The sequence below is a fragment of the Croceitalea sp. P059 genome, assembly GCF_031846365.1.
GTDB lineage: Bacteria > Bacteroidota > Bacteroidia > Flavobacteriales > Flavobacteriaceae > Croceitalea > Croceitalea vernalis.
Genome location: NZ_JAVRHW010000002.1, coordinates 281,683 through 307,134 on the forward strand (window position 1 = coordinate 281,683; position 25,452 = coordinate 307,134).

22 protein-coding genes are annotated in these 25,452 nt (G+C 34.3%); 19 read left to right on the forward strand and 3 right to left on the reverse strand.

Features of this window, described 5'->3' with window-relative positions; all coding sequences use genetic code 11:
* Positions 1-3: 3 nt before the first annotated feature.
* Positions 4-594 carry a hypothetical protein gene (locus RM542_RS07635; protein ID WP_311385144.1) on the forward strand — a complete coding sequence of 197 codons (591 nt, stop codon included), beginning with the start codon at positions 4-6 and terminating at the stop codon, positions 592-594.
* Here RM542_RS07635 and RM542_RS07640 read toward each other — a convergent pair whose 3' ends face one another.
* The gene (locus tag RM542_RS07640; RefSeq protein ID WP_311385145.1) at positions 595-1,254 is read right to left on the reverse strand and encodes a GntR family transcriptional regulator; all 660 of its coding nucleotides are present in this window, start codon (positions 1,252-1,254) and stop codon (positions 595-597) included.
* Between the two features lie 84 nt (positions 1,255-1,338).
* On the opposite strand from RM542_RS07640, the gene treF reads away from it, so the two are divergent.
* The 8 genes from treF (at position 1,339) to RM542_RS07680 (ending at position 10,840) form a co-directional block, all read left to right on the forward strand.
* Positions 1,339-2,934: an alpha,alpha-trehalase TreF gene (gene treF / locus RM542_RS07645; protein ID WP_311385146.1), complete on the forward strand. Its 1,596-nt coding sequence runs from the start codon at positions 1,339-1,341 to the stop codon at positions 2,932-2,934.
* A 78-nt stretch (positions 2,935-3,012) separates the two neighbouring features.
* Positions 3,013-3,930, forward strand: coding sequence for an EamA family transporter (locus RM542_RS07650; protein WP_311385147.1), 918 nt, complete (start codon positions 3,013-3,015; stop codon positions 3,928-3,930).
* A gap of 27 nt (positions 3,931-3,957) precedes the next feature.
* Complete coding sequence (locus tag RM542_RS07655; protein WP_311385148.1) at positions 3,958-4,647, forward strand: DUF1080 domain-containing protein; 690 nt, start codon at positions 3,958-3,960, stop codon at positions 4,645-4,647.
* Positions 4,648-4,821: 174 nt separating this feature from the next.
* On the forward strand, positions 4,822-6,273 hold the full coding sequence (locus RM542_RS07660; protein WP_311385149.1) for a hypothetical protein: 1,452 nt from the start codon (positions 4,822-4,824) through the stop codon (positions 6,271-6,273).
* Positions 6,274-6,339: 66 nt separating this feature from the next.
* Positions 6,340-7,374, forward strand: coding sequence for a histidine kinase (locus RM542_RS07665; protein ID WP_311385150.1), 1,035 nt, complete (start codon positions 6,340-6,342; stop codon positions 7,372-7,374).
* Entirely contained in the window at positions 7,371-8,405 is a 1,035-nt protein-coding gene (locus tag RM542_RS07670; RefSeq protein ID WP_311385151.1) for a histidine kinase, read from the forward strand. Before RM542_RS07665 ends, RM542_RS07670 begins: the two co-directional genes overlap by 4 nt.
* Entirely contained in the window at positions 8,386-9,144 is a 759-nt protein-coding gene (locus RM542_RS07675; RefSeq protein WP_311385152.1) for a LytTR family DNA-binding domain-containing protein, read from the forward strand. The genes RM542_RS07670 and RM542_RS07675 overlap by 20 nt, the downstream gene beginning before the upstream one ends.
* Positions 9,145-9,202: 58 nt before the next feature.
* Positions 9,203-10,840 (forward strand): D-aminoacylase, encoded by a 1,638-nt coding sequence (locus RM542_RS07680; RefSeq protein ID WP_311385153.1) that lies wholly within the window; start codon positions 9,203-9,205, stop codon positions 10,838-10,840.
* 17 nt (positions 10,841-10,857) lie between these two features.
* Here the strand turns inward: RM542_RS07680 and RM542_RS07685 are convergent, their stop codons facing one another.
* Together RM542_RS07685 and RM542_RS07690 are read right to left on the reverse strand one after the other, a co-directional pair.
* On the reverse strand, positions 10,858-11,514 hold the full coding sequence (locus RM542_RS07685) for a hypothetical protein (protein ID WP_311385154.1): 657 nt from the start codon (positions 11,512-11,514) through the stop codon (positions 10,858-10,860).
* Between the two features lie 90 nt (positions 11,515-11,604).
* Positions 11,605-13,827, reverse strand: a complete 2,223-nt coding sequence (locus tag RM542_RS07690; RefSeq protein ID WP_311385155.1) for a DUF5916 domain-containing protein — start codon at positions 13,825-13,827, stop codon at positions 11,605-11,607.
* A 167-nt stretch (positions 13,828-13,994) separates the two neighbouring features.
* Here RM542_RS07690 and RM542_RS07695 point away from each other — a divergent pair, with 167 nt between their 5' ends.
* From RM542_RS07695 to ggt, 10 genes are all read left to right on the forward strand, one after another.
* Positions 13,995-14,546 (forward strand): DUF4251 domain-containing protein, encoded by a 552-nt coding sequence (locus tag RM542_RS07695; protein ID WP_311385156.1) that lies wholly within the window; start codon positions 13,995-13,997, stop codon positions 14,544-14,546.
* A gap of 173 nt (positions 14,547-14,719) precedes the next feature.
* Complete coding sequence (locus tag RM542_RS07700; RefSeq protein WP_311385157.1) at positions 14,720-15,916, forward strand: sorbosone dehydrogenase family protein; 1,197 nt, start codon at positions 14,720-14,722, stop codon at positions 15,914-15,916.
* 173 nt (positions 15,917-16,089) lie between these two features.
* Positions 16,090-16,548, forward strand: a complete 459-nt coding sequence (locus RM542_RS07705) for a cold shock domain-containing protein (protein ID WP_311385158.1) — start codon at positions 16,090-16,092, stop codon at positions 16,546-16,548.
* Positions 16,549-16,691: 143 nt separating this feature from the next.
* The gene (locus RM542_RS07710) at positions 16,692-18,608 is read left to right on the forward strand and encodes a hypothetical protein (RefSeq protein ID WP_311385159.1); all 1,917 of its coding nucleotides are present in this window, start codon (positions 16,692-16,694) and stop codon (positions 18,606-18,608) included.
* Positions 18,609-18,613: 5 nt separating this feature from the next.
* Complete coding sequence (locus tag RM542_RS07715) at positions 18,614-19,444, forward strand: DUF2490 domain-containing protein (protein WP_311385160.1); 831 nt, start codon at positions 18,614-18,616, stop codon at positions 19,442-19,444.
* A 31-nt stretch (positions 19,445-19,475) separates the two neighbouring features.
* The gene (locus RM542_RS07720) at positions 19,476-20,336 is read left to right on the forward strand and encodes a hypothetical protein (RefSeq protein WP_311385161.1); all 861 of its coding nucleotides are present in this window, start codon (positions 19,476-19,478) and stop codon (positions 20,334-20,336) included.
* 131 nt (positions 20,337-20,467) lie between these two features.
* Positions 20,468-22,111, forward strand: coding sequence for a hypothetical protein (locus RM542_RS07725; protein WP_311385162.1), 1,644 nt, complete (start codon positions 20,468-20,470; stop codon positions 22,109-22,111).
* 133 nt (positions 22,112-22,244) lie between these two features.
* Positions 22,245-23,318, forward strand: a complete 1,074-nt coding sequence (locus RM542_RS07730; RefSeq protein WP_311385163.1) for a hypothetical protein — start codon at positions 22,245-22,247, stop codon at positions 23,316-23,318.
* 179 nt (positions 23,319-23,497) lie between these two features.
* Positions 23,498-23,728: a hypothetical protein gene (locus tag RM542_RS07735; RefSeq protein WP_311385164.1), complete on the forward strand. Its 231-nt coding sequence runs from the start codon at positions 23,498-23,500 to the stop codon at positions 23,726-23,728.
* Positions 23,729-23,739: 11 nt separating this feature from the next.
* Entirely contained in the window at positions 23,740-25,434 is a 1,695-nt protein-coding gene (gene ggt, locus RM542_RS07740) for a gamma-glutamyltransferase (protein WP_311385165.1), read from the forward strand.
* Positions 25,435-25,452 lie beyond the last annotated feature (18 nt).

Genomic DNA, 25,452 nt, shown 5'->3' on the forward strand with positions numbered 1-25,452 from the left:
AACATGGAATTTGAAGAATTACAAGCTGCATGGAGTGCGATGAGTACCGAGTTGAAAAATCAAAAAAAAATTACCGATAAAATTATAATAGATATGACAAAACAGAAATACAAAAGTAAATATAGCACCGCTAAGACATTAGAGAGTCTTGCTTCCATAGTTTGTTTTGGAATGGCATTTTATGTAATTATAAACTTTGGAAAATTAGATGCTTGGTATCTTCAGGTACTAGGGGTATTCACTATTTTATTTTATACTGTTTTTCCAATTTTATCTTTGAGTGCCCTATTTAGACTGCATAACTTAGATCTTTCTCAAGATTATAGCAGACTTATGATTGATTTTCGGAAACGTAAAAAATGGTTTTTATTGGTTCAGCAATTGAGTATTGTACTTTGCTTTATCTTGGTAATTGCAGCATTGCCAGTGGCTGTTAAAATATCAAAGGGTAAAGATTTACTTCTACAAAGCAGCACTTGGCTATGGTATGTTCCTTTTGCAATGATTTTTCTTTTCTTTTTTACGAGATGGGGTTATAGATGTTATAAGGGTATGACAAATTCGGCGGAACAACTACTTTCTGAATTGGAATAACTATTCAATTACAGTATGATGAACTGTTTTTTTAAGAATTAGTTTATGACGAATATGTTCAAAAATATTCATCCAATTCATCTTTAAAATTAATGCAGCAGTAGGTACATTATCTTCTTCTATGGCTGCTATTATTGACTCGTTTTGATTATCAATTTGCTCATAAAAAGAGGAATCGGTTATAAATAATTGTTCGTAGAATAAAACACGAGCTTCTAAATCTTCAAGAATCGCCAGTAGAATTTTATTCTCACAGTCTTGCACAAGTAAATGATGAAAACTTATACGAGAATTTAAACGCGCTTCTGGTGTATGAGTTTGTTGTAAATGCAATTGTTCTTCTCTCAGGCCATGAATAGTACTTTTTTTAAAGTCTGAATTTTCAACTGCTATAACCTCTAACTGAGCTATTGTATTATAAATATCACGTGCTTCTTCATAAGAAAGTTCCGGTATAATAAAACCTCGATTGGGAATGGCTCTTATGATTCTTGCTTGTTCTAGTTGACTCAACGCTTCTCGAATAGGAGTAACACTTATGTTAAGTTCTCTTGAGAGCTGCGCAAGATTCAAGGTTTTACCAATAATTAGTTCTCCTTTCAAAATCTTTTTCAATAGGTGCTTACGCACCTTATTTCTTAGGATATTTGTTGAATTCATGATAAGTAATAATCGTATACGATTTTAAACTCCTACAAATCTATATTATTGCCTTATATTTAATTTATAAATACCAAAATTTTTATGATGTACTTCAGATATACCCTAATTCTAAGTTTACTTTTACTGATAGCTTCATGCAATACTGATGCTTCAAAAACAGAAGTAATCAATGTTTATGAAACCCAACTTTTTAATGATGTACAACTCGCTTCAATTTATAAAGACTCAAAAACCTTTGTTGATTTAGTACCTAAAGAAACGTATACGATTTTAGAAGAACGCTATTTACTTGAAAAGGATAAAGATGGTTTTGATTTAAAAGCATTTGTTTCAGAAAATTTTATGGACAAGTCCATGGCTTCTCTTGAGTTTAAAACAGACACCACAAAAACGATGTATGAACATATTAATAGCATGTGGGATAAACTTACAAGAGGACCAGATTCTGTAATTGCAAACTCTTCAAGAATACCTCTTCCCAAAAAATATGTAGTGCCTGGTGGTCGTTTTCAAGAGATATATTATTGGGATAGTTATTTTACCATGGAAGGACTTTTGGCAACTGGCAGAAGAGACTTAGCTAAAAGCATGGTCGATAACTTCACCTTCCTTATTGATTCTATTGGGCATATACCAAATGGTACAAGAGATTACTATAGAACGCGTTCGCAACCGCCGTTTTATTCAGTTATGGTGAATGCTCTTGCAAAAGATGATCAGAATATGATTCTATACTATTTACCAGAATTAAGTAAGGAGTATGATTTTTTTATGAAACATGATACAATTGATAGACCCTATGGTGCAAGCCAGCATGTGGTGCAAATGATAGGAGGTCATTTTTTAAACAGATATTGGGATGCTGGCGATACTCCGCGACCAGAAGCTTATAAGGAAGATACACACTTAGCAAGTGATTTAGAAACTCAAGAAGAGAAACTAAGACTCTATAAGGATTTAAGGTCAGGAGCTGAATCAGGTTGGGATTTTAGTTCACGTTGGTTTTTAGAATCTGATAATTTTTCAAGCACGAGTACAACATCAATACTACCTATTGACTTAAATTGTCTTTTGTATCATCATGAAAGGCTTTTGGCAATTGGATCGAGATTGAAAGGTGATATGAAAGCATCACAATATTTTAATACCAAGGCGGGTCAAAGACAAAGGCTGATTCAAGAATATATGTGGGATGAAGAAAAGAGCTTTTTTATGGATTTTAACTTCAAAAGAGCAGAGAGAACCAATCAACTTACCTTAGCTGGAGTATATCCTTTGTTTTTTAGAATAGCTTCAAAAGATCAAGCTGAAAAGGTTAAAGATGTTATTATGAATCAATTCTTGAAAGAAGGTGGACTCGTTACAACTTTAAATAATTCAGGACAGCAATGGGATGCTCCTAATGGCTGGGCTCCTTTGCAATGGATTGCAGTAAATGGCTTATTAGGATATGGCTATGTAGACGAAGCCAAAGAAATTATAACCCGCTGGTTGGCTTTAAATGAAAAAGTTTATAAAGACACCGGTAAAATGATGGAAAAATATAATGTTGAAGATTTAACCTTATTATCTGGCGGTGGCGAATATGAAACTCAAGATGGTTTTGGCTGGACAAATGGAGTAGCTATCGGATTTAAAACATTTCTTGAAAAGTTAGAGGAGCAAGAGCAAGAGTGATAATAGGGTGGGAAGCCTTTAAATGGTTTAATGATTTTTAAGACACGATTTAGGTCAAATGTATAGAGAAGTATTCTTATGGAAGAAAAACAAAACCCTACGCTTGTAGTTCTTGCTTTCTTCTCCATCTACGTGATTTGGGGCTCAACGTATCTATTAAATAAAATAGCGGTTTCAGAACTGCCTCCGTTTTTGCTAGCAGGAGTCCGATTTTTCATGGCAAGTATAATAATTTTTGTTATTGCTAAGCTCTTAGGAAAATCACTTGCGATATCAAGAAAGCAATTTTTGAATTCCATTTTTGTAGGATTCCTTTTTTTGTCTTTAGGTAATGGTTTAGCAGTTTGGGCTTTAAAATATATAGATAGTGGGTTTGCTGCCTTACAAATTTCTGCACAGCCTTTGGTTATTTTACTTATGATGTGGCTCATACAAGGAAAAAAGATACAGCCAATGTCTATGATTGGTGTTGCTTTAGGAATGCTTGGTATCTACTTATTAGTTGGGCAAAAAGAAATATTAAATCAAGAAAACGCCGTTCTAGGCATGGTCATGATTTTTGGTTGTATGTTGAGTTGGGGTTATGGCAGTTTGTTCGTTGCTAAAGCCGATTTGCCAAAAAACTATTTTGTGAATACTGGTTACCAAATGTTTTTTGGAGGGATTCTTTTAATAGTTATGAGTTTGATATTAGGTGAACAATGGTCTAATCCAATAAATTGGAGTTTAAAAGTACAGACGGTTATGATACTCCTTATCATATTTGGTAGTATTATAGCATTTACTTCATTTAACTTTTTATTGAAATCAGTTTCGCCAGAGAAGGTGGCCACCTCAACCTATGTAAACCCAATTGTTGCGCTATTGTTAGGGTGGTATTTTTTAAATGAAGAAATCACTCTGCAATCTGCTATGGCGGCAGCCATTCTTTTAACAGGAGTTTATTTTATAAATACCAAGAAAAAATTAGCCTTGTTTAGTCTGTTCAAGAAGTGAAGAAAAAGCATTCCTTTTAAAAAAACTATGATTCCAAATCAAAAATATATATTGCTCCTCTTAATTGCTATTGCTTTATCAAGTTGTGGTAGTTCAAAAGAACAAGAATTATTTAATGGTAAAAACTTAAGTGGATGGCATATTGATGTACCCATGCATGATTCAATTCCTGAAGCCATAAATCCTTTTATAATTCGTAACGGTAATTTAGTTAGTTTGGGTGAACCACAAGGGCATTTAATTTCAGATGCCTCTTATGAAAATTATAAATTGACCTTGCAATACCGTTTTATAAGTAAACCCGGAAATTGTGGTATTTTAATACATGCCTCTGAGCCTCGAGCATTATATAAAATGTTTCCAAAATCCATTGAAGTACAGTTAATGCACGAAAATGCGGGTGATTTTTGGTGTATTGTCGAAGACATAAATGTCGATAATATGGAAGAACGTCGCGGTCCAAAAACGGAATGGGGAATTACCGAAGGAAAATTAAGACGCATCAAAAACTTAACTGATACCTCAGAAAAACCATTAGGTGAATGGAATTTATTAACTGTGGAATGTATTGATAACACTATTAAAGTATGGATTAATAATGATTTGGTTAATTACGGTTATGACGCAACGGTATCATCAGGGCAAATAGCTATTCAGGCAGAGGGGTCTGAAGTAGAATTTACTAAAATAAGACTTCAAAAATTAGGTTCTGAATAGACTTTAATTTTGTGATATGTATACAAAGCGTAAAACATAGGCGATTTTGTACAATTCATGACATAGATAGTCCATTTGACTACATTCAGTTTTTGCAAAACGATACTTCGTTACATATTTGCTTCATCAATCATTACAATTATTATTTATTCATCAATCAAAAAACGAACAATCATGAATCAATTATCAAAAATTCTCGCCCTTTTTTTAGTAAAACTCATCATTTTACTTCTTGTCATAAGTCCCAATGTGATTAGTGCTCAGCGCACAAGTACCTCAGTTAACATCAACCGCAACGGCAAAACGACCATTTCAATTAAAAATGGTTTTGGTAACAATTTTTCAATTGAATATCAAGGTGATATTACTTTGTCTGATGATGATACAGATGTTGTTGCTATTTCTAGAGATGGCTATATGGAAATCAAAAAGTCGGCTTTTGGTAACCGCCGCCGAGTTTATATAGAGCCTGATAATTCAGGACAATTGATAAAAAAGTACTATGTAGGTTCATCTCAGAAAGACTTTGATTCAGAAGGGAAAAAGTGGCTTTCAGAAATTCTACTTGAAGTTGTGCGATCAACAACTTTGGGCGCAGAAAAACGAGTAGACAGACTTTATAAAATGGGTGGGTCTTATAAGGTTTTAAACGAGGTGGGTAAAATGACCAGTAATCACGTTAAAGCTAGATATATCAAACTACTTTTGGAGAAAGATTTAAAGGAAAAGGACTTAAACTCAGTTTTAAATGAAGTGGCCGACATTGATTCCAACCATCATCGTGCTGATATTTTAAAAAATAACACAAAGGCTTTTCTAGCTTATGAATCAACTACTTCATCATACATTCAAGCTACTAGTAGTATTGATTCCGACCATCATAAAGCTGATGTTTTAAAACGTTCCATTCGAGACGGTGATATTTCTGATACACAAATGAAGGCATTATTTGTTATAACGGACGACATTGACTCTGACCACCATAAAGCAAGTGTTTTGCAAGAAGTTTTAAACAAAAGAACTTTAACGAATAACAATTTAAAACTATTGATAACTACCGCCAAGGGTATAGACTCTGACCATCATAAAGCTACTGTTCTAAGAAAAGCTCTAGAAACCGATGGCATTTCTCAAAGTGTATCAAATACTTTGTTGGCATCTGTTGAAAATATGAGTTCGGATCATCATATCGCTAGTGTATTTAAATCTATGGTTGATGACGAGATGGATAGTGAATCTTTATCAAATCTACTCCGGGTAGTAGAACATAATATGTCTTCAGACAATCATCAAAGCGATGTTCTTAAAAAAATAGCCTACAATCAAAGTTTGAGTGGAGGTAGCTTAAACGCTTATCTCTCTACAACAAAAGACATTGATTCTGATCATCATAAAGCTGAAGTATTTAAAACGTTGGCAAGAAAAAATTTCTCTAACTCTGAACTAGTTCAGATTCTGGAAGCAACAACCTCCATTGATTCAGATTATCACAAGACAGAAACCTTATTGCGTTTTGCAAGTGAAGTAAGAAATGAAGGTACAATTGTCAAAGACGCTTATACAAGAGCTTGTAAGGACATTGACTCTGAATCTCATTTTGGCAGAGCTTTAAAAGCAATTCAATAATTTAAGTTTACAACATTCACTACCTCCTGCTAAGCAATTAAATTCTTTTATTGTTAATTTGGTAGGATGCAGTGGCTTTCTAAGAACATCTTATACCAACCAACCGTGAGAAAGCATCTAAGCCTGCTCTTTATAGGATTTACACTCGGTATTCTGATTTACAGCTTTGTTAATTTTAACACTTTGCAAAGCGGTAAGGAGTTCTATTTAAGCGGGTTTTTAGGTGTTTTGATTTTGTATGCTGTTGTCTTTTCCAATCCTTTTTTAAATCGATTTGTTCCCTATAAAAAGGTCCCAGGTATTCGTATTCTGTTAGGTATCATTTGGGGTTCAGTATTAAGCTTTTCTTTGGTCTTGGCAAGTTTTCTGTTCTACTCCAAGTATTATGAATATGTTATTACTCAATCACAAAATGCAGATTTACTAATCAAACTGGGTATTTTGTTGTTTTGTGCTTCATTACTGTATAATGTTATCTATTTCGCCTTGTATGCTTATGATAATTATGCACGAGGTCAGGTAATGGAATTGAAATTGGAAAGAAAGCAAGCAGAACTGCAGTTAATAACCTTAAAATCACAACTAAGTCCTCATTTTTTGTTCAATAGCATGAATGCATTAGCTGCACTTTTTCAAAAGGATGTGAAAAAGGCGGATACATTTATACGCGCACTTGCAAAATCATATCAATATACACTACGTAATTATAAGACTACTTTAATATCCTTGAGAGAGGAATTAGATTTTGTAAATGCTTATCTATTCTTAATTAAGACCCGTTTTGGAGATGGGGTAGAAGTCAAAATGAATTTTGAGGATGCTGTCCTGAGCAGCAGGATTCCTCCATTAACAATTCAATTATTGATAGAAAATGCAGTAAAACACAATGTATTTGATGTAAATAGACCCTTAGTTATTAATCTGAACTCAGAAGAAAACAGTTTGATTATTAACAATACTAAAACGGAGAAAAAAACTCAGCTAGGTTCTACTAAGGTAGGCCTAAAAAACATTATTTCTAGATATGAATTGATAACTGACAAAACGGTTAAAATCATCAACGATAAAGACTTTACTGTAAAAATTCCAATTATTAAATGAAGAAGCTGTTTATACATCATCCGCTTTTTCGTCTGTTGAGTCCACTTTTCAGCGGAACACTAGTTTATCTTTTAATTCTCTTGATAAATAACAATGTACTTCAATTACAAGAAACTTTTCTTGGACAAGAACTCTATGTGTGTATCGGTTTAGCATATTTGATTCATGAATTTTCTAGATTTTCCTTACTCTTTTTTGAACGTGTTAAAAAGCCAAAATCCTTCTTTTTAAAAATTATGATTCAAATGATTACTTCATTAATCATGACGATGATTTTAGTTTCTATAGCTATGTATTTATACTTTAAGTACATACTGCTATATGAGCCTAATATCAGGGAGTTATATATTTTTAATATCATTTTTGTATTTATTACAATTGTTTATGTCATTTTATATCTAAGTCATCATTTTCTATATAAAATTAATACTGAAAAGATTACGAAAGAGATTGCAGCAAAGAATGAAATTGAAGAAGATTTTCTTCAATTTAAAAAAGGTATAAACCCTGAACTTTTATATGAAAGCCTAGAGGCAATGTTAGTTTTGATGAAAGAGAACCCAGATGATGCAGAACAATTTTCAGATTATTTTTCAACCGTGTATCGTTATATACTTACAAAACAAAATAGAGAATTAGTTCCGCTTTCGGAAGAATTGGATATTTTAAATTCTTTGCTGCTTCTTTTTAATAACTTGCCCTTCAGAAAGATAGTTTTCACCAATAAGGTAACTTCAGAAAACTGGATTATTCCAAGCACTTTATTGACATTATTAGAAATAATTATAAGAACAACTATTGTCTCTGAAAAACACGCTCTAGATATTACTTTAGAAGAAAAAGAGGAGTCTTTAAGGATTTCGTTTATTCCAGAGCAAAAATTAAACTCCTCCTTTTCAATGGAAACTATACATGATATTGTGAATGCTTATAGCTACTACACCAACCAACAAATTACTATGACTATTTGGGATAACCTCAAAGTAGTTGACCTTCCAAAATTAAAATACCATGAGAATAGCCATAATTGAAGATGAGCCTTTGGCTGCCGAAAAATTGGAGCGTTATCTTTTAAAATACGATACCAATATTGAAGTCTTGTCAAAGCTAAACTCCTTAGAAACAGCAATACCATGGATTGTCGAGAACAAAGCTCAGGTTGATTTGTTCTTTATGGATGTTCAGCTCAGTGATGGATTGAGTTTTGAGATTTTTTCACAAGTCACCATTAACAAACCTGTTATTTTCACAACTGCTTTTGATGAATTTGCGGTGGATGCTTTTAAAGTAAATAGTATTGACTATTTGCTTAAGCCAATTACTTTTACTGACTTATCACGTGCTTTAAAAAAGTTGGCTGCTTTAAAAGAACAATTTTCTCATAGTAATCAAATCACTCCAATACTTACCACGTTGGGCAAACGAAGCTATAAAGATCGTTTTTTGGTTAAAATAGGTAATCACATAAAATCAATACCTGTTGAAGATATTATCGCTTTTCAGGCTGAAGGTCGAGACGTATCTTTATTTACAAAACAAGCTAAAGAGTACATTATTGAATACAAATTGGAAGTTTTGGCCGAATTAGTAGACCCAAAGTTATTTTATAGAGTAAACAGAGGATTTGTAGTTGCATTAAAAGCTATAAACGATGTTATGGTTTTTTCAAATAGAAGATTGAAGCTCACATTAGCTCCTAATATTCATAAAGAAATTGTGGTTAGTAGAGAAAAAGTTAGTGACTTTAAAAAGTGGTTTGAAGGGAGCTAAATGGTTTAAGTTTACTGAAAGAGTTCTTTTCATTATCTTAAGGCTCAAATACTTTTTCATGAAAAATAGTTTCATATTTCTTTTATTGGTACTCATTACATCTTGTCGAACTCCTGTAGTATATGATTTGGTTTTAAAAAATGGTAAAATCTATGATGGTACTGGAGAAACTTCATATACCGGAGATATTGGAATAATTAGCGATTCCATTGCAATCATAGCTGAAGCTAATACCCTTAAAGGTTTAAATGTACAGGACTTGAATGGCCTGGCTGTTGCTCCTGGTTTTATAAATATGTTAAGTTGGGCGAATGTATCATTGTTAGAAGACGGGCGATCTCAAAGTGATATAAGACAAGGAGTTACTCTAGAGGTGCTGGGAGAAGGCAGGTCTATGGGGCCTCTCAATCCTGAAATGAAAAAAGCAATGCAAGAAAACCAAGGGGATATTAAATATGATGTGACATGGACTAGCCTTGGCGAATATTTGCAGTATTTAGAAGATAAAGGGGTTTCTACCAATGTAGCCTCTTTTGTTGGCAATGGTACTTTACGGCAACATGTTATTGGTTTTGAAAATCGTCCTGCTACAGATGCTGAAATTGACGCCATGAAAGTATTGACCAAGCAAGCGATGGAAGAAGGAGCAGTAGGTATATCAAGCTCTTTGCTCTATGCGCCAAGCATGTATGCAAATACCAGCGAACTTATCGAACTAGCGAAAGTTGCTGGTGAGAGTAATGGGATGTATATTTCTCATATTCGTGATGAAGGTGATGAGTTATTAGAAAGTATTGATGAATTAATACAGATATCGAAAGAAGCTGATTTGCCCGCTGAAGTTTATCACTTAAAAGCCTCTTCAAAGTCTAATTGGGGAAAACTTGATGCTGCCATTAAAAAGATTGACTCAGCCCGTAATCTAGGCATGGCAATAACGGCGGATATATACACCTATAATGCCAGTTCTACTGGACTTCACGTTCAATTACCTGATTGGGTTAGAGATGGAGGTATAGCTGCCATGTTAGAAAGGTTGGATGACCCTGCAAATCGTGAGAAAGCAATAAATGAACTAGTATTTCGTAATTCACCAGAAACCATTTTGCTCGTTGGTTTTAGATCGGAAACTTTAAGAAAATATGGAGGAAAATACCTTACTGAGGTTGCTCAAGAGTGGGGAAAAAACCCTTCAGAAACGTTGGTTGATCTCATAATCCAAGATGGCAGTCGTATTCAGGTGGTTTATTTTTCTATGTCTGAAGAGAATATAAAAAAGAAAATGGCACTGCCCTGGGTAAGTTATTGTTCTGATGCAGGTTCTTATACCAACGAAGGTGTTTTTATCAAACAAAGCACACACCCTAGGTCTTATGGTTCCTTTATAAGGGTATTAGGTAAATTCTCAAGAGATGAAGGTGTGATTTCGTTAGAAGAAGGTATTCGAAAACTTACTTCATTACCAGCTAAAAATCTAAAATTAAAAAGAAGGGGCAGATTACATGCTGGTTACTATGCCGACATTGTAGTTTTTGACCCAAAAAGGGTTAATGATAGGGCAACTTTTACTGAGCCCCATCAATATGCTGAAGGTGTCCACCATGTTTTTGTAAATGGGAAGCAGGTATTGAAAGACGGAGAGCATACAGGAGAAACACCTGGTCGCTTTGTTAAAGGTCCTGGTTTTATTGAATGAAATAGCTATTGAAAGTACTACTTATAAGCATGGTACAAAACCACCAATCCATCAGAGAAAGAATCTACATTTATCGTAAAACCATCTGTAGTAAATGCGGTTAAACTTGCCGTTGTTGTGCCTAGGTTATCACCATTTTGATTTCCATAACGAATACCTATACAATGCGAGCTTGATGCATATCTAGAAATATCATTTATTGAATTTCCGCTTCCTCCAATATAAATACTTTGTTGAACAATACTTCCGCCATCATTTCGAGCAAAGCCATTAGTTGTACCAAAAGAATTAGGCAATCCTGATTCATTATTTCTTGTGCCGTTATCAGAATTCAGAGTAGTAGTCTCGACGTTGGCATGAGCAACAAAGCTTACATTAGTTGGTTCAAAAGGCAATCCACTAATCGTTATTGCTCCCGTGCCACTAATAACTATTGAACCTAATTGTACAGTACTTGTAGCTGCTTCCATTTTTATCCATGTACTTCCGTCAAAAACATAAACAGTGTTAGTATCCGTTGCATAAGCCAATGCACCGCTATTTGCTCCTGTTACAGCTAAAATTTCTGATTGCGTTGCAGCAGGTAATGAAAAAACTGAATTGCTATCAATTTGTGCAAAAGCCTTTAATGTTGTGAAAGTACAAAGCCAAAATATGAATAGGGGGCGTATCATAATAACTAATATTATAAAGAATTTCTATATACCCTAAAGTTAAAATTTATTTTTTATTGTCCTGAAACGAACAATAGTTGATTCCTTATATTAATTAAAAACATCAAAACGATGTGTGTATTTCACAGTAAAAATCTGATTATTTAATGCATCAAATATATTATCATCTTTTACAATATTAAAAACAACAAATAAACCTGTGTTAGCATTTTGTAACCACCCAAAACGAGCATTAACAGATGTGATTTCGGATACATTATTTCTTTGTATCAGACTCTGCAAGAAAATACGTGGTGTAAAAGAATAGGCTAATCGCAATCCACTAACAAAAGCCGTGGTGTTTCCAGTTTCAAGTTTTATGTCATTATGGCTAAATACCAATGATGTATTAAATCGATTACCAATTCGATAATTTGCTGTTCCGCTGTTTGAAATTCGATTACCATTGAAATAGCCTCCAATAAATGTTCTCGTACTTAAAGAAAACGCATTGTTAGGGTTGGTAATTAAAACAAACTGTAGTTCTTGATTCCGATAATTACCAACGGGCACAGTTACATTTGATATATTGAATTCTTCTAAGACCCTTTCCTGTGTAAAATTAATTCCAGTGTGTATTTCAAACCCACTCTTGAATTCCCAATGATTGTCAACATGTAAAAAGCCTGTGATTTGTTCATCATCAAAATTCCAATAACTGCGGTAGGATAGGTGGGGTCTTATTTCAAGTAGTTTTCCAGCATCTTTAAAGCGATGTGCTTTAAAAATTAAAAACTCTGGTTTACGAAAAGCTGAGCGTTGTAAAAATCCGACTTCAGGATTAAACCCTTCACCAACCTCGGTATAACCTGCCCTTAAATCCCAACCATTCCAATTGTAGTTTCCCAAAATCTTGAACGCATGGTCATTCTCTTCAATGCCAGGTGTTGAACTTTTAGCAACAAACCCGTTAACCTCAGCTTTATTTCCTATTCCCCAAGTACCATCAACCGCATAAACCCGGTTAAAATTATCATCAGTTTCCCCTAAACCAGCTCTATTGATGAAAATTCCCCCTAAAGAAGATCTTGTGCCTTGAAAATCATGATTAACCCTAGCTACTGAAAAATTATTTTGTTCAATACCAACTTCATCTATACCTTCTGTAAACATACTTAATAAGCCTACATTGGTAGAACCAACTTTACCAGATAATCGACCACCACCAATAATTGGAACTATACTGCCATCATTGCCCAAGCCAATTCTTCGACTAAAAAACAAGTCAACTTCCCCAGGGCTACCAACACTAAATTGACCTGCATTCTCAAGAAAAAAAGCTCTTTTCTCAGGAAAGAAAAGATTAAATCTATCTAAATTAACCTGTTGGTCATCTACTTCAACCTGAGCAAAATCTGTATTATAAGTTAAATCTAAGGTTAAACTTGGTGTGACACTGTATTTAATATCTGCACCAACCTCAAAATTTGTGTCATTTTCATTAGGGTCAACGGCTTTATTATATACTAACTGTGTTAGGGCATATGGTATTAATTTTAAATTTCCTGGATTTTGAAGTTTAAGCCCTGTCAATTTTCCAGCTAGTGATAAACGCTTCATGTCAAAACCCAACGGCAGCGAAGTCCAAAAGGCCGTTTCTGTGTTTTTACTAATATTTCTTCTAAAATTGAGCCCCCATGTTTTATTCTCTCCAGATGCAAATCGTAGCGAACGAAAAGGTATTGCAAACTCTGCACTCCATCCATAATCTCCTAATTGAGAACGTACTTTCCATGTGGCATCCCAGTTGAGATTGGTACCACCAATTACTCCACCTTGTTGTCTATTCCCATTGAAGCTACCTCGACCTTCATTATCAATTTGGGCGTCATATTCCATACCTTGTGCATTAGTACCGAATAAGAATCCGTTTTGTCTGTCATTATAAGTGTCAATAATAAAAAGAAAACTGTCCTCATCATTTAAATCAGCATCTCTTCTTGAGTCTGAAACAACGATGTTTTTTGCATCACTATCATAACAAATAACAGAAACATAAAAAGAACTAGCGGAGTAGGCAACTCTGATTACCGTTTTTTCTGATACAGGTTGACCATAATTAGGTCTGAGTTGTACTAAATTTTCAATGGCCGGTATTGTTTTCCATATTGGATCATTGATAACTTCACCATCAATAACAGGTTCTTGCGATAATGGAATCGCTTTGAATTCTGGTCTATTAGTAATAGAATCTTGAATTTGGACCTGAGTAAGCCCTGAGAATGAGGTAAAAGCGAGTAAAACTATTATAACGTAGTTAACTTTAAATTTCATAAGTGTTGGTCGGGTTAATGATTAAATATAATATTTAAATTAGATATGCTATTTAGATGGTAATAGTCAAAAATTAATTTTCACTCATCAAAACAAACTGTTTACTCATTTTAATTTTTTATGGTTCGTGAGAAAAATTAATTTGCCTTCAAACTAAAATTATTATTATGAAAAAGACCTGGAGTAACTTAATTTTATTGGGAATTGTGATTTCTTTCGCTGCTTGTAGTACTGCTAAAAAAACCAATTATACTGACGAAGAAATTGCTTTAATGCATAAAAGAGTAGAAAGTAAATCTATATATATTGACGCGAAATGGGCATCGCCATTGGCAACTCAAAGTTTAAATTCTATTGCAAATGCAGGTATGTTACCACCCGGTAGCAGTATTAACCGAATTGATTTATATGGAACTTCGAGCTTTTTAGAAATAAATGGAGATTCTGTTTCAGCTGAGTTACCGTATTATGGAGAACGTCAAATAGGTGGGGCTTACAACTCAAATAATGTCGGAATAAATTTTGATGGAAAGGCTGAAAATATGAATATGACTTATATTCCAAAGAGAAACGCCTATGTTATAGAGTTTAGCATTGCTAATGAAACAGAAGTATTTAATATAAATGCTGTCTTATTCCCCAACAATAATGTGGCAGTCAACATTAATAGTTCGCAAAGACTGACTATAAAATACCAAGGGGTTCTTAAAGAAAATTAAGAAACTTTAAAGATCATAAAATAACACTTGGAGTTTTACTTGCAAGAATAGCTTACTTTTAAAAAGCAATTCTATTAATCAGTGATTATTATATTAATTTTGTAATAGACTATTCAGATAATTTTAAGTTGAATATAGACTTTAAAATTTAACTAAATCAATAACCAGCTTACATGAAAATATCATCTAAAACGCTTGCAGCGTTCACTTTAATCTCCTTTGCGATTTGTTTTGTGAATTGCAAACAAAATAAATCGGCAGACAATGAAGCAGAAGTTGTAGTCCAATATGATGAATCTAAGTCGATATTGCCTATTGACCGGTTAAACTTGCCAGAAGGTTTCAAAATTGAAGTTTTTGCGGATAGTATAGATGGCGCACGTTCCATGGCAATAGGAAACGATGGCACTTTGTTTGTCGGTACACGTAACGAGAATAAAGTTTATGCCATTCAAGATAGAGATAAAGATTTTCGAGCAGATAAGGTTTTAATTTTAGATTCCTTGGAAGTTCCTAATGGTATTGCCTACAAAAATGGGGCTCTTTTTGTTGCTGAAGTTGGGCGATTATTACGATATGATGATATTGAAAATCAATTAGATAGTATTCCTGAACCAAAAGTTGTTTATGATGATTATCCTACGGAGTTTCATCATGGTTGGAAATATATAGCCTTTGGCCCCGATGATAAGTTATATGTACCCGTAGGTGCTCCTTGTAACATTTGTGACTCAACAGTTGCTGACCAAAGATTTGCAAGTATAACAAGGATGGATATTGATGGTAGTAATCGCGAGATATATGCGCATGGTGTGCGAAATACAGTAGGTTTTACATGGCATCCTGAAAATGGCGATATGTGGTTTACTGATAATGGCCGAGATATGATGGGGGATGATATTCCACCTTGTGAATTAAATCGTATATCAGCGGCAGGACAACATTTTGGATATCCTTTTTGTCATGGAGGAACAATTGCTGATCCTGTATTCGGCGAGCAAAAGCCATGTGAAGAGTTTATTGCTCCTGTTCAACAATTAGGGGCTCATGTAGCACCTTTGGCAGTAAAATTTTATAGAGGCAAAATGTTTCCAGATAAATATAAAGACTATGCTTTCATTGCGGAACATGGGTCATGGAACAGAACTAAGAAAGTTGGTTATCGAATTTCTTTAGTCAAATTAGATGGAAATACTGCTGTAGGTTATGAAACTTTTATAGATGGTTGGTTAGACGAACCTAGTCAAGAGCGTTTTGGCCGGCCTGTTGATATGTTAGTTCTTGACGATGGTTCTATGTTAATCTCAGATGATTATGGTGATGCTATTTATCGGGTTAGTTATGTGGGTACTCAGGTGGTAAGTAACTAAAATATAAAATGTTTTAAAGATTTTTTCACAAAACATAAGGGTTTTAAGTGCAGATCTCAAAACAAGATTGTACCTTTACAACATACCACAAACCTTGAGGGATTATTGTTTTTAGAAAAAAGCAACTTTTTTAAAAAAGAAACATCTCTTTTAAAACACACTTAATATAATTTATGGGGAAATCTCAACAAACCTATAGTAAAAGCGAAAAAGAAAAAAAGCGTTTAAAAAGACGTGAGGATAAGCAGAAAAAGAAAGAGGCTAGAAGAGCTGAAGCTAAGGAAAATGGCGGAGGTATTCCTATGGCTTATGTTGACTTTAATGGTAATCTTGTAGATACTCCCCCAGATCCATCAATGAAGGTTGAAATTGAAGCCGAAGACATTGTTTTAGGTATTCCTAAAAAAGAGGAGGGTGATGAAGAAGAATTCGACCCAGTAAGAAACGGAAAAGTTTCTTTCTTCGATACTTCAAAAGGTTTTGGATTTATCATTGACACCGAAAATCAAGAAAAATATTTTTGCCATGTCAGCGGTTTAATTGATGAGATTGCCGAGAATGACAAGGTCACTTTCGAATTAGAAAAGGGCATGAAAGGCATGAATGCTGTAAAGGTTACTTTGGTAAAATAATTGTTCTTCAATTCACGATTATATTTTTTTCAAATTAAACATCTAAAAGGATGATTAAATCGTATTAGTAATGAACTAACACTCATTATTGACACGTGTATCAAATCAATCAAAGCGTTTTTAAGCTTCTTTGTTCAATAATTTTGATTTTATCCTTCAACCAAAGGGTAAAATCTCAAAACAGTTATACGTATTACGGTCCGCTTTCAATTGGTAATTATTCTGGTGACGCGAGCTATGGTTTTACCGTTATTAGTGGTGACACACTATTAAATGGCCCTTTTCAAATTAAAAAGGCCAACTTAGATGACCTTCTTCAAAAACAAGACTATTCATTTGATTTTTCTGGAAATTTCAAAAATAATTACCCGAATGGTGATTGGAAGTTTAAATTCGGAACCTTTCAATCCAATAATCAATCTCAAGTTGTAGATTATCAGTACCGTGTTGCTATTAGTGGTGTTCAAGAAGAGGCCTTTGGTGAAATGGTTGATGGAAAGCCTAATGGACCTTGGGTTTTTAGTGTCAATAAAATTAAAGATTCGGAAATTTCTGAAAGACTTTTTAAGAGCAACATCATTTTTGATAATGGTATTCCTAAGCAAAATTTTAGAATAGAGAATGACAGCTTAATCCTAGCTGGCCGGTTTTTAAGAAATGGTTTGGCTCATGATGAATGGTCTTTATATGATTCGTTTGGTTTTGGTGCTGCAGAGAATTGGATTTTTTCCAATGGAGTTTTAAAACAGATTGTACTTAGTATAGACGGAACTAATACAAAAACCAGTATTTATGGAAATTATTCTGGAAACACTACTACTATAAATCTCGATTCACAATTTATTGATGCAATCGCACTATTCCAATTTGCTAAATCAAAAGCAGATGATGTTGTCGGAGGCAAAATGCAAGGTTTGTTAAAACAAAATGGAGCCTATTATCAAAAAATTGATAATATTTTGTCCGAGCTAGGTAAATCATCGTTTTTACCGGAATTTAAGGTTAAAGTCCCGTATTATGAGTTTTCAAATGAAGAACGAGAATTGCTTAATTCAATTAGCTCTAACTATACTAACGCCGCGACAATAAGTACTAACTTTTTAGAAGATACCCGATTAAATATATTAAAACTTTCGAATGAAGATGCCGCTTTTCAATACGAAGTTATTAATCAGATTACTAAAAACTTTTTAAAACCAATTAAACGGCTTTTAGATTACAAAAATCGTGAGATTCTAGAGTTCGCGCCACGGAAAGAGCTTATTGACAATCTTTGGCCTCAAGGCGAGCCCATAACTGTGATTGACGTAGTTTTTGAAATTGATGAGAAAGAAATAATCAAAACCTACGAATTCCCAACTACAGATAAGTTTAATTTTTCAGAACATAGCCTGAAGTCAGTAGAATCCATTTCAACATATGCTTTAAAAAGTTTGTCTTCTATTAAAGTTCAGCTAGAACAAACCCTATTAAAAGAGCAACGAGAACAAGAATTGGTTACCATTGAAGAACAATTGATTTTTCAACGAAACTCTTTGCAAAATCAAATTGACTCTGCTTTAAATATAAGCCCAAACAATATTAAAAGTGTTCTAAATACATTTAAAGAACATTCCGATACAGCCCTTAGTGATTACTCATCTTTAAAAGATTTAGAAACAAAATTGAATGCTGGTAAGGTGCTACTTGATTGTTATTTGCAATTGCATATGCTTACAAATCAAATAACCTTACTTCCTGAACAAGAAGAAGCTATTCAATTGAAATACCAAGACAGAATTTGGAATCCATTCATGGCCACTTTAATGGATGAAGAAGTTAAAAAGAGAATTACTACTGCATATAAAAAGACTGTGGTCCCTTATTTTTTAAGACAAGCTAAATCTGAATTTAAATGTAATCAGGCTAAGGAGTTAAATGTATTAATGAAAGCTACATATCAACGTATGCTTGAATTAAGAGATCAAAATACTTCAAAATTGGAACGTAAACTTCGTAAAGAAAATGACCCTAATACGGTTTTAGAACTTTTTGAATTAGAACCTCTCACAATAGAATAGTAGCAATGAATAATCTATTAAAACTTTTATTTGCTGTTGGTGTTCTGTTGATACTTTTTACTAACCGAGCAGTGTCTCAAGATATTGGAGGTGGAATACTTCCTTCTGAATCGGAATTCAAAGACCCTAAAACAAGGGTCTGGATAAATACCTATGGTAATATTCGTATTTCAAAAAGGTTATTTTGGATTGCTCAGACTCATTTTAGATTTGAAGAAACAGAGGAAACCCCTTTTGTTGGTCAAATTGGACAGATTTATAATCGTCATGCCATAGGTTACATTTACAATAAAAAGGTGAATGCAGCACTTGGTGGTGTGATGCGTATCAATTTTAATACTGATGAAAGTTCTACGGATCGCAATGTAGTTCCAGAATTTAGAATCTGGCATCAATATCAATTTGCGCAGCCTTTATATAACGCCATGATTTATCATAGGATTAGAATTGAACATAGATGGACTCAAGGTTTTGAAGAAAATAGCGACTATATTTTCAGGAATCGATGGCGTTATATGTTTAGAGCCAAAATTCCATTGAATAGTCAAAAATTAGAACCTAAAACCCTTTATATTTCGCCTGAAACTGAACTTATTATGCAAAGTGGAAAAGCTGTAGTTGGCAGTGTAATGGAAGACTTAAGGCTTACCACCACATTAGGTTATATTCTTACACCTCGCTTGACCGTTGCTGGGGGATTAATGTATTCACAAGGGCAGACCTTAGAAAACCCAGGTGTCTTTAAGCAAAACTGGACAATGCGTTTTCACGTCTATTTTTCACCTGATTTCAGAAAAGTTAAAAACAAATTACCTTCAATACATCTAAATGATTAATGTTTCCCGTAACTAGAATATTACGCATACTATGAAAAAGAGACTTTTAATACCGTATTTATTGCTAGCTACAGCTGTATTTATAGCACTTGGTCTTTTTTTTAGAACACATAAGTTGCAAAATGAGGTTAATCAATACAACTTAGCGCAAAAGAATTACGTAAAAAAAGTCAATACCTTTGAAAAGTTGGTAGCCAAAGATTCTATTCTACTTTCAGGGAATCATCAAAAAGCGATTAGTGAATATCAAAAGATTGCAAAAGAACTAGGGTTTGATAACTTGGGTATAGAGTTGCGAATTGCTTTAGCAGAACAATTACAAGAGTATAGTGAAAATAGCTTAGGCGCAAATAATATTGAAGTGGACAACGATTCACTCTCACTTGAACCCTTAGCAACGCCAAAAGAGTTGGAACGTTATGATTCTTTGAGTTTTGCGCATGAAAAGGCTAAGATCCAACTGAATAGAATTCAGAAGCTCCTTCAAGAAAAATCATTTGGAGAATACCTTACTTTTAAAAGTAAAAAGGGGAATCAAATGCACTATGTTGGTCAAGTTCGTAACGGAAAAGCAAATGGTTATGGAATTGCCTTATTGGATACTGGAAGTCGTTATGAAGGAGAGTGGAGTAATAACCAGCGCCATGGTGAAGGTACTTTTTACTGGCCAGATGGAGAATATTACGTAGGAAGTTATGTGAACGCCCAACGCAGTGGATATGGCACTTATTATTGGCCTAATGGTGAAAAATATTCCGGTAACTGGAAAGATGATAAGCGCAATGGTGAAGGAGAGTTTTATAGTGCTAACGGAGAAATTTTGACCAGCGGTTTCTGGGAAAATGATAAACTCGTTCAAGCAGAAAAAAAAGAAAGAAAAACTCGACGTTAATTACCTTATAACTGTAAAGACTTCTTTATTTACAGTTCATCAAGCACAAAGGACATTTCAGTAATTACTATTTCGATTCAAAACCATTAATGAACATCTTGTGGTCTTCAAACTAGTAACTATTTTCAGCCATGGTTAAAAAAATATTTTTATTAATACTATTCAGTGTAGGGTTTTTTAGTTTTTCTCAAGAAGTAATATCTAAGACCGATTGGCAAGAAGACCTCCGTTATCTGCAGAAAACGGTAAATACACAATATCCTTTTCTCTTCAAGAAAATAAGTGCAACAACATTTAATGAAACGGTTGATTCTTTTCATAAGGCTATTCCAGCAATGGAAGAACATGAAATTGTTGTTGGTTTTTCAAGAATTATTGGCCTATTTCAGTATGGTCACACAAGAATGTCTTATAGCGATAGTTCTATTCAATTTCATAGCATTCCAGTAGAGTTTTATCGTTTTAAAAAGGGAATTTATATCAAAGCTGCTCAAAAAGAACATCAACTCTTGATTGGTGCAAAAGTAATTGCTATTGAAGATGTTACAATTGATAAAGTGATAAAAGCAGTATATCCAACGGTTCCGGTAGAGAATGCATTGTTTTTTGATTCTTATGGTCTAAATCACATGACGATACCAGAAGTTTTACATGCTCAAGGTATAACCGCCGAATTAAAAAAATCTTTAAGACTATTATTAGAAAAAGATGGGAAACAAAGTGAATATACTATCAAAGCAACCACTGAATTATGGCCTCCGATGCATTATGGTGAAGTAAAACCAGATTCGGATTGGGTAAATGGTCGTAATAAAAGCGAAACACCTTTATATCTAAAGAATTTTGATAAGATTTATTATTACGAATATTTACCAGACTCAAAAACTGTTTATGTGAGGCATAGTAGAATTCAAAACGATAAAACAGAAAATGTAAATGATTTTTATAATCGGGTTTTTAAATTTATTGATTCCAATGAGGTTGAAAAGTTGGTAATTGATGTAAGGTTGAATGGGGGAGGAAATAATTTTCTCAATAAACCTATTATCAAAGGCATAATTTCTAATAGTAAAATAAATCAGCCTGGTAAATTCTTCGTAATAACAGGTCGTAGAACATTTTCAGCATGTCAAAATTTAATTAATGAATTAGATAATTACACTGATGTGCTGTTTGTTGGAGAGCCTTCAAGTGAAAATATTAATTTCTATGGGGACAATAAGCGAGTGGTTTTACCAAAATCAGGTTTGCCAGTTTATTTGTCTTTTGCATGGTGGCAAGACAAATCACAATGGGAAAATGCCGATTATATTAAACCACACTATCCTATTGAAATGACTTATGATAATTATATTTCTAATGAAGATGTAGTGCTTGATGCAGCTTTGAACTTTGAATCCATAAACTTCGTTATGAAGCCTATGGAATATTTGACAGAATTATTTGAGCAAGGCAGGTTCGATGAAGTTACCAAGGAAGGGGTACGTATGGCCAATGATCCGGCCTATAGTTTTATTGACTTTGAAAGGGAATTTAATAGTGTTGGATCTATAATGATGGGCAATAATAATGAAGGTGCACTTTTAGTGTTTAAATTGGCCGTTAAAGTATTTCCTGAGTCTCAAAATACTTGGGGAAATCTAGCACAAACCCAATGGGAAATGGGTGATTTTGAAAACGCCAAAGTATCTTGTAAAAAAGTGCTATCAATATCCGATAAAGGTGGTGCTGCCTTTGCCGCTAAAAGAATGTTGAAAAAGATAGTCAATAAGTAGGTCGTACTCTTTGATCTAGTTTTTGTGAGTTGTTAGATTTTAACATTAATAGGATTTTTCTTGTTATATTTAGTACAATTAAAAGAAGTAAAATATTTTACCTCACAGTTTAACTAATCATTTTATTTTAATTATGAAAAAAAGAAATTTAAGAAATGTTGTTCTAAAACGTTCAATGGCTTTTGGTACGCTACTGGGCGTTATTTTTTTAACCTCATGTTCGGATGAAGTTATTGAAGAAAATCCTTCAACTTTAAGTGAAACTCAACTTAAAACGCTAACATTAGTTCCAGACCCCGTTCAACCAATTGAATTGAAAGACCTTAGTGATAATGATCCTGAAGTTTTAAAAGGTAGGGCTACTGATGCGGCTGGTGTAGACAGAGGTCGTTTTAACATTACCTTGAATTTTGTTGTGCCCGTAACTGACAGACAGCGCCAAGTATTTGAAGATGCTGCTGCTCGATGGGAACGGATTATTATCGGTGATGTTCCATCATTTACTGGAACAATACCATCTGCATTTATTGGATTGCCTCCTGCTTCAGAGGGCGTTTTAGATGATATCGTAATAGAAGTAGCTTTGACACCAATTGACGGTCCTGGTTCAATACTAGGTTCAGCAGGTCCACGTTTTGTTAGAACTGATGATTTTTTGACTTTAGCAGGATTAATGCGATTTGATGTGGATGATTTAGCATTTTTAGATGAATTAGATCTTTTTGAAGAAGTGATTGTTCATGAAATGGGGCATGTCTTGGGTGTAGGTACATTATGGAATACGACTCAGTTTGGTTTCGATAGAACATTGCTAGAAGGAACTATTGAAGAACCATATTTTTCAGGAAGCAAAGCAAATGTGTTTTGGAATGCTGAAGGAGGTTCTGGTGAGTTACCTATACAAGGTTTAGTTAATGGTGAAATTCGACCCGGTACTAGTTTTGGTCATTGGGATGAAGCAACCTTGAATAATGAATTGATGACTGGTTTCTTAAACCTTGGTGAAAATCCTTTGAGCAGAATTACAGCTGGTTCTATGAGAGATTTAGGATATCGTTCTGCAAGTGTAGGTGAGTCTTATGATTTACCTGAAGGTGCAGCTGGTGTTGATATAAACGAAGCTGCGGCGAACGGTGCGGGAATAAAAATTGCAGAAATGGAAGAATTATTAATGCCAATTGGTTTTGTAACTTCTTCTAAGAAATAATAATAAGCATTTTTTTAAAATTTTTAAAGCCTGTAACCTTTATGTTGCAGGCTTTTTCTTCTTTAAAATCAAATCGAAAATTAAGTATTAATTATATTATTTGGTGTTTGTTCTCTAGAAACTTAGGTCATTTTAACTACATTATTCCTTATATTTAAAAGCACGAATTAACCAACTCTATGAAAATCACCAGCTACGTCTGTTTGATAGTGCTGATGCTATCTGCTTTTGGTTTTGGTCAAAAACAAATGACATCACAAAAAAGTTTATTACCTGAACTATATCAATCTTTAAAGCATCTTAATATTATTCCTTTCCGAGAAGAACGAACTGTTGGGTCGTTAGGGATTCCTATAAAATCGAATATCTTCTTTGCACATAATATTGGGTTGAATAAAACTTTTAAATAATTGAATTATCCATGAAATTTTCAGCAACAATTAGTCTTATAGTATTAGTTTTTACGGTTAGTGCGCAAGACCGATTAACAGGTGAAACGTTTACAACACGTTCTGAAGTTTTAGCACAAAACGGTATGGCTGCCACCAGTCAACCTTTAGCCACTCAAGCTGCCTTGGCTATTTTAAAAGAAGGGGGTTCAGCGATGGATGCCGCCATAGCTGCTAATGCTGTGCTTGGTTTAGTAGAACCGGCAAGTTGTGGTATTGGAGGTGATATTTTTGCTATTGTTTGGGATGCTGATGAACAAAAACTATTTGGTTTTAATGGTAGCGGGCGTGCACCAAAAGCTTTGTCCATAGATTATTTTATGGATAAAGGAATGAAGTATGTGCCTTTCTATGGACCTTTGCCAGTTTCCGTCCCAGGTTGTGTTGACGGATGGTTTAAACTACACGAGAAATTTGGCACTTTACCCATGGAGCGTATTTTAGAACCTGCAATTACTTATGGGACTGAAGGTTTTCCTGTTTCTGAAGTTATTGCCTATGAAATGGTATCTAATTATAGAGCTTTAACAGACCAACCAGGTTTTGCAGAAACCTATCTTATCAAGGGGGTGCCACCTAAAAAAGGTGAGGTATTTAAAAATCCTGATTTGGCGAATACCTATAAAACCCTTGCCAATAAAGGCAGAGATGCCTTTTATAAAGGTGAAATAGCTAGAACGATAGCATCGTATATGAAAAAACATGGTGGTTTTCTATCCTATGACGATATGGCCAATCATACTTCAAATTGGGTAGAACCCGTCTCTACTAACTATCGCGGTTATGACGTTTGGGAATTACCACCGAATGGACAAGGAACTGCCGCTTTACAAATGCTCAATATTCTAGAAGGTTATGATATTGCAGCCATGCGTTTTGGTAGTCCTGAATATCTTCACGTGTTAACTGAAGCTAAAAAGTTAGCCTATGAAGATCGTGCCAAATTTTATGCGGACCCTGATTTTAATAAAATTCCTATTGATGAGCTCTTATCTAAAGAATATGCGGCTAAAAGAAGGCAGTTAATCAATTTAGATGTTGCTGCAGATACCTATCCAGCCGGTGATATGGAAATTGAAACTGGAAATACTACCTATTTAACCATTGCCGATAAAGACGGTAATATGGTTTCTTTAATTCAAAGTATTTATTCGGAATTTGCATCGGGTATGGTGCCTGATGGTTTAGGATTCGTACTACAAAACCGAGGACAGATGTTTAATGTGCAAGACAAGAGTCATGCTAATGCATTAGAACCTGGAAAACGGCCATTCCATACCATCATCCCTGCATTTATAACAAAAGATGGTAAACCATGGGTCAGTTTTGGTCTTATGGGTGGTGCCGTTCAACCACAGGGTCATGCTCAAATTGTTGTAAATGTTGTAGATTTTGGAATGAACTTACAAGAAGCTGGTGATGCGCCAAGAATGAGACACAGAGGTAGCTCTCAACCGACAGGTTCTAAAATGACGAATGGAGGCACTCTAAATTTGGAAAGCGGATTTAGCGCCGAAACCCTACGAGAATTGCGTAAAAAAGGACATCGAATTGGAGTCGGTGTGGGCATCTACGGTGGTTATCAAGCCATTGGTGTTGATTTAGAAACGAAGGTTTATTCAGGAGCTTCTGAATCGAGAAAAGATGGTCAAGCTGCAGGGTATTAAACATTAGACCCTTTGATT